General features: G+C 39.1%; 9 protein-coding genes. 3 read left to right on the top strand and 6 right to left on the bottom strand.

Features of this window, described 5'->3' with window-relative positions:
* Positions 1-208: hypothetical protein (locus MRT15_RS08545; protein ID WP_304329664.1), on the bottom strand; the 208-nt coding region annotated here is incomplete at its 3' end.
* 74 nt (positions 209-282) lie between these two features.
* On the opposite strand from MRT15_RS08545, the gene MRT15_RS08540 reads away from it, so the two are divergent.
* Positions 283-918 (top strand): histidine phosphatase family protein, encoded by a 636-nt coding sequence (locus MRT15_RS08540; RefSeq protein ID WP_304329663.1) that lies wholly within the window; start codon positions 283-285, stop codon positions 916-918.
* A gap of 52 nt (positions 919-970) precedes the next feature.
* Positions 971-1,516: a class IV adenylate cyclase gene (gene cyaB / locus MRT15_RS08535; RefSeq protein WP_304329662.1), complete on the top strand. Its 546-nt coding sequence runs from the start codon at positions 971-973 to the stop codon at positions 1,514-1,516.
* Here cyaB and MRT15_RS08530 read toward each other — a convergent pair whose 3' ends face one another.
* The 4 genes from MRT15_RS08530 to arsB all read right to left on the bottom strand — a co-directional run bounded on the left by MRT15_RS08530 (position 1,517) and on the right by arsB (position 5,140).
* Entirely contained in the window at positions 1,517-2,971 is a 1,455-nt protein-coding gene (locus tag MRT15_RS08530; protein WP_304329661.1) for an MFS transporter, read from the bottom strand.
* Between the two features lie 269 nt (positions 2,972-3,240).
* On the bottom strand, positions 3,241-3,528 hold the full coding sequence (locus MRT15_RS08525; RefSeq protein ID WP_304329660.1) for a ferredoxin family protein: 288 nt from the start codon (positions 3,526-3,528) through the stop codon (positions 3,241-3,243).
* A complete protein-coding gene (locus tag MRT15_RS08520) occupies positions 3,529-3,921 on the bottom strand; it encodes a hypothetical protein (protein WP_304329659.1) in 393 nt (130 codons plus the stop codon).
* Between the two features lie 142 nt (positions 3,922-4,063).
* The gene (gene arsB / locus MRT15_RS08515; RefSeq protein ID WP_304329658.1) at positions 4,064-5,140 is read right to left on the bottom strand and encodes an ACR3 family arsenite efflux transporter; all 1,077 of its coding nucleotides are present in this window, start codon (positions 5,138-5,140) and stop codon (positions 4,064-4,066) included.
* A gap of 165 nt (positions 5,141-5,305) precedes the next feature.
* On the opposite strand from arsB, the gene MRT15_RS08510 reads away from it, so the two are divergent.
* Positions 5,306-5,890: an Lrp/AsnC family transcriptional regulator gene (locus MRT15_RS08510; RefSeq protein WP_304329657.1), complete on the top strand. Its 585-nt coding sequence runs from the start codon at positions 5,306-5,308 to the stop codon at positions 5,888-5,890.
* Between the two features lie 16 nt (positions 5,891-5,906).
* Here MRT15_RS08510 and cas6 read toward each other — a convergent pair.
* Positions 5,907-6,459: CRISPR system precrRNA processing endoribonuclease RAMP protein Cas6 (gene cas6 / locus MRT15_RS08505; protein WP_304329656.1), on the bottom strand; the 553-nt coding region annotated here is incomplete at its 5' end.

Raw genomic sequence — 6,459 nt, 5'->3', positions numbered from 1 at the left:
TAATTTCATATATCCCAATATGCAGTTTCATTATGGCATAAGTCCTTTGATGTTGTAATGATATTGGGATGTGTTCGCCGATCAATGTTAATAATCCAAGTATTATGTATGGTGGAATTATATTCTTTGCATGTTTAGTGTATAGGTCCCACGCTAAACTAAATATCTCCTCTAATCCAAGTTCTCTTGTTGGTTTTATGGATGACATGAAGTCTTCACTTTTATCTTCGGTGGATAAATAGATAAATATTTCCGGTTTCAACTCTCTATATTGTGGTTTAATTGAGGCTCTTCTTGATTAGGCATGGTGAAACTGAGTGGAATGTTAAGGGTGTTTTTAGGGGTAGGGTTGATGTGCCTTTAAGTGATGTTGGTGTTAAGCAAGCTGAAGCTCTTGGCAATTATCTTAGCGAAGTGGATTTTGAGGCTATATATTCAAGTCCATTGAAACGCTCCCTCGACACTGCAATGGCTATTGCAAGGTTTCAGAAGAGGAGGGTTGACGTTATTGCTGATGAACGTTTAATTGATATAAACTATGGTGATTGGGAAGGTAAACTTGAAGATGAAGTTAAGAAAGCCTATTCAGACCTATACTCAGAGTGGCTTAGAAATCCACATAAAGTCAAATTCCCTAGGGGTGAAAGTTTAAGTGATGTGAGACTTAGACTCCAAAACTTCATCAACCAATTAACATCCACCCATAGGGGTAATGTGGCTGTGGTTTCCCATAGGGTTATATGCAAAGTTCTAATATGCATGCTACTTGGATTGGATGATTCAAAGTTTTGGAATGTGAGGATTGATTGTGGTGGGATAACCATATTCGACTATGATAATGGAGCTTTCACACTGGTTAAACATAACGATACATCATACTTCAGTGGCATGCAAAGCCATAGGTTGAGGGATTTCTAAACTGAATAAATATTTATCCTAATAGTGGATGCTTTTAATGGTGGGTTAAGCTTTGTTTGAGTATGAAGTTAAGTTGAGTCTTGATGGTTTTGACGTGGATTTCTTGAAGAGGAAGTTATGTGATTTGGGGTTTAAACATATCTCGCATCGTTTTGAGGAGGATCATTACATAGACTTTAGAGGTTGCGTCAATTACGTGGAGGATTCAGCTCTTAGGATAAGGATATATAAATCCAGTGATGGTGGAATCAGGTATAAGTTGACGTTTAAGGGTCCGAGATCTTCAATGGACGTTAAGGTTAGGGAGGAGATTGAAATGGATTTGTTGGATGATAGGTTGTTGGAGATTTTTAGGAAGCTTGGATTTAGGGATCTTATTGTAAGGAAGGTTAGGGATGAGTATTCGAGGGGTGATTTGAAAGTCTATATTGATGATGTTGAGGGTCTTGGGGTATTCATGGAAATTGAAGTTTTAAATCCGGAATCTAAGGAAGCATATATGAATAAGTTAATGGAATTATTGAGTTCATTGAATTTATCCGGTCGCCCTCTAATAGTTAAAACGTATTTGGAGCTTCTACTTCAACGTGGAAGTTGATTATTCATTTTTAACTTTTCTCCCCCTCTTTATTGCTCTGGATAGGCTGAATGGTATTGCTGCCAGCATGGCTAAGGCTTGTGTCATGAAGGATTTCGCTATGGCATTGGATAAGTCTGCTAATGTGTATCCACCCAAATTTTCCACACCCTTTGATGATATGAGTGTTGATGCCACATCATATGGTATGTATTGAACCATTGATAGTATAGCCACATTGAGGCTTAACAGTATCCCTATGTTTGCTGATACTGATCTTAGGGAGGATGCAACCCCCCTCTTCCCTGCAGGTACACTTGTCATTATTGAGCTTGTGTTTGGTGAGAGGAATAATCCAGTTCCAAATCCAAACATTACCTCATAGAATATTATCATGTTTACATCGCTGGATGGGTTTATGGTTGATAATCCTAGGAATGCTGTGGCTGATGATATTAACCCAATTACGGTTACTGGTACGTAGCCATACTTATCAGATAATCTACCACCCAAAACCCCAAATACTAGGTATGATGCTTCAAATGGAACTATTAGGAGTCCGGATGATGTGGCTGAGAATCCCCTAACAATTTCAAGGTATAGTATGAGGAGGGTTGAGAAGGATCCGAAGCCTATTGAGTATAGGAGTTGAGCTGTAATTCCACCTGTAAACTGCCATATCTTGAATAGACGTAGATCCAATGCTGGTTGCTGAATTCTAATCTCCCATAAAACGAATATGGCGAGAAATATGAGTGACAATACCAGTAGGATTGATGCCATTTGGATGTATGTAGTTCCTAATGTGAACATGGTTAGGGATAGTAGAATGCTTATTAGGAATGCTGTGAATAGTGTGAATCCACCCATATCTATTCTGGGCTTCTCCTCAGGCTTATAAGCTTCCTTTAATGTATGCATCCCCCATAGGTAGAATATGAATCCAATTGGGACGTATATTAGGTATATCCACCTCCACCCCATAACATCAATTATCACACCACTCAAAGATAATCCTGCAACTGCACCAACCCTCCATGCCACTTGGTTTACCCCAAGCCATGTTGCCAAAGAGTTTCTTGGAACATTATCAGTAAGTATTGTGACGCTTAGAGTCATCAGTAGCGCTCCACCAACCCCCTGAATCATCCTTGCAACTATGAGTACATATGGGTTTGGTGCAAATCCAGCCAAAACGGCTGCACATATGAATATTAGGAAGCCTAAATTGAACAGTCTAACCCTCCCATATAAGTCCGATAGCCTACCAATAATCAGCTGAATTATTGTTGAGCCAAACATGTACCCCTGAATAATCCAAAGCATCATATCCACATCAGCATTAAGTGCACTGGCAATTATTGGCAACCCCACAACAGCCAACCTAGCATTCAAACCAGTTAAAAAGGATGCCAAAGTGGTAACAGAGATCACACTTAAAATCCTCGACCCGCCTTTCTCATCATCACTACACATATCCCTCACCATCCATCAATGAATATTAATCCCAAGATTTTCAAAGTTATATTCAATCGCCTTTAAATAGCTTACCATACAACTATTCATGATAAACTTAAGTTTTGACTGGAATGTTTGAATGTTGAATAGCGATTTGGCAGAGAAATCCATTAAACTCTAAAATCAAGAGAATCTCGAATGTTCGCTTGGGAGTTGAATTAAAAGTTTATGATGAGGCTGGAAAAATAATTGATTATTAATTTGCTGGCATCATTATGAGACTCTATTTAAGCATCCTTCTTGCCAGAAACCTCTGCGGCGGCCTTCCTTAATTCCCTTAATTGTCTTCTAAGTTCATCCATTGATGGGAATGTTATGGCTTCTGATGGGCATATTTTAGAGCAGCTCATGCATCCCACGACACACTCGAATGGCCTTGCAACTTTTGGTTTACCGTTTTCCACATCATAAACCTTATGGGGGCAGAAGTTTACACATGTCAAGCATCCAGTGCATTTATTGTAATCTATCCTTGGATACCATGGTATTAGTTCTCTAGGTATTAAGAAGCTCATTTACTTCCCACCAACAATCTTATTTACTGCTTCAGCAACTTTATTGAAGGCATCATCAACCTTCATATTCCTCAAATCTAGAGCTATATGCTTCCCCTTCTCTACACCCTTATCCTTCAATGCATCCCTAAACATCTTCTCTTGCATGAATGGTGCACATCCCCCTATTATATAGTAGGAGCCGTCATTATGTAGTACGTCTCGTAGGAATTTATCTCCATCAGGAGCACATAGCTGTGGATGTATCGCTGCATACTCCACTGGCAACTCCAGCCTTACCCTATTCATGAACTTCCATATATTTGGAGTTAACTCACTGAATCCTGGACATTCACCTGTACATATACACATCAAAAACTTTATTTTAGGCTTCTTCTCCACCTCACCCTGCACGTTAATTCACCTCTCTCTAGTTTCAATTATGAATATATTTATATATTTTAGGTTACAAATTGTAACCTAAAAAAGTTTATCAGATTATATTAAATTTAATTTGATTTTAGCGCTGAAGTATATGAGTGTTATTTTCAGTAAATCAATTATGCTTTAAAGTTGAAACTTTTGATGCATAGAGCTTCTTCTTTAACCAGAAGGCTAGGTTTACTAAGCTTATCATTACTGGGACTTCTATTAACGGTCCTATCACCGTTGCAAATGCTTCTCCTGACGCTAATCCGAAAACTGAAATTGCCACGGCTATGGCTAGCTCAAAGTTATTACTTGCAGCTGTGAATGCAAGTGTCGTTGTTCTCGCATAATCAATCTTAAATAACCATCCTAAGAAGAATGATATCAAGAACATTATTACAAAGTATAGTATTAGTGGGATTGCTACTCTAGCTACGTGAAGTGGCAATGCCACTATGTACTCTCCCTTCAATGAGAACATAACTACTATGGTGAAGAGCAAGGCGAAAAGTGATGTGGGACTGAGCTTTGACATGAATACTTCATCATACCACCTCCTCCCCTTCTTCTTAAGGAGAATGAATCTAGTTAGTATTCCAGAGAGGAATGGTATTCCCAAGTAGATGGCTACTGATTGAGCTACACTCAATACTGAAACCTGAATTACAAGACTTTCACCCCAAAGCCAAGAGCCAAGTATTGTTATGAAGAAGTAAGCGAGAATGGAGTACATAGCTATTTGGAAGACTGAGTTTAAAGCCACCAGTATCGCAGCCCACTCGTTATCCCCTTCAGCAAGACTATTCCATACTATCACCATAGCTATGCATCTGGCTAAGCCTATTAGCACTACTCCCATCCTAAAATCAGGATATTCAGCCAAGAAGATAGAGGCGAGCAAGAACATTAGGAAGGGTCCTATAATCCAATTTTGGATTATGGATAGAGATAGCATCTCCCTTGAACCTTTTGCAGTGACGATCTTCCTTAGCTCCTCATACCTGACCTTTGCTAGGGGAGGATACATCATCCATATGAGGCCGATGGCTATGGGGATAGAAGTCGTGCCGATACTTAAAGATCCAATAATATTGGCGACCTCTGGATAGACATAACCTAACCCAATGCCGAAGATCATGGCTAGGAAGATCCAAAGAGTAAGAAACCTAGTTAATATGGGCAGTTTCTCCTCTTTGTTGCTCATATAGATCCCTCACCTAGAAAACATAGTTGTTTGAATCTTTGAGTCCTCCACAAATTCTCTATTGAGGACCGGACACTCAATCATGCAATTCACTCCCTCTAAGTTTCAATATGAATATATTTATATATTTTTGGTTACAAATTGTAACTTAGAAAGCGATGAGGTATGAGTTTAGATAATGTGGATTTGAAGTTGGTTAAGGTCATGAAGGATAATTGTAAAGTTAATTTCAAACGTGTCGGCAGTAGGCTTGGTTTATCACATGTTGCGGTAATGAAGAGGGTTAATAGATTTATTGGTGAAGGGTTAATTTCCATAGGTCCCCTAATCAATGTTGATAAGCTTAGGTTTAAACTCGTACTACTATTAATAGAGGTTGATAGTGAGAAGAGCATAAGGGATTTATTGAATAGATTTAAGGAGTGTCCAAGAATCCTCCACATATTTAGAATTTATGGTGAATACAATTTAGCTATAATAGCCTTCGCTGAGGATGAGAGAGTTCTATCCTCAATTATGAGTATATGTATGTTGAGAGCTTCTGAGCATATTAGGAGGAGTTACGTTATCCCAGTTTCAGAAATATTATTCAATGAGTTCATAGGACTTGTTAAAGTTCCAAGTGAAGACTTTAATGAAGCTCCATGTGGTATTGTTTGCATTGATTGTAATAGGTATGTTGATGGTAAATGCATTGGATGCCCATCCACCAAGCATTATAAGGGTTGGTTTAAAGCCAGCGAAAAATAACAGCCATCACCCACCCTTATTTCACTCCATCAACTATCCTATATTGCCCAAGACCTGCAGTTCTCATTATCCCAGTTCCACTATACTCCCCCATCTTCACCAATGCTGCAATAACATTTCCAACACTGTTTAAAGCTTTTTCGGAAACTTCGAAGGTTACTTCCCCCACAAATCCCTGCTGATTCTTCCTACTCCCCTCCCTAGCCCACACAGTCCTTATCCCCCTTGGATACTCGTATATCCTTATGTGATCGTTATCTATCATGTGCTCAAGCTCCACCCTCTTAGGCAATTCACAATTCTTCATCCATATCCTCATCAAATTCCTCAACATGGCATTCGGGTTTGGTATTGGCTGATATGTCCTCTCCTCCTTCCTCCTAACCTCATAAACGCTCTCCTCAGAGGTTCCGCTAACCCTCTTTGGATAGATTACTTCGCTCTTGAAGCATGTGGGTGAAATGAATTTCAATGTAAACTTATCCTTCAACTCACCATTCAGCAACTGATCATAACTCACAATCTTAACTTCAACGCCATTCAAACTGAACCTTATGTTATCCATGGTC

This window comes from Candidatus Culexarchaeum yellowstonense (assembly GCF_024707025.1).
In the GTDB taxonomy this organism is placed as follows: domain Archaea; phylum Thermoproteota; class Methanomethylicia; order Culexarchaeales; family Culexarchaeaceae; genus Culexarchaeum.
Note: the sequence above shows the minus strand (reverse complement) of the source record. Positions and strands in the feature narration are given on the sequence as shown.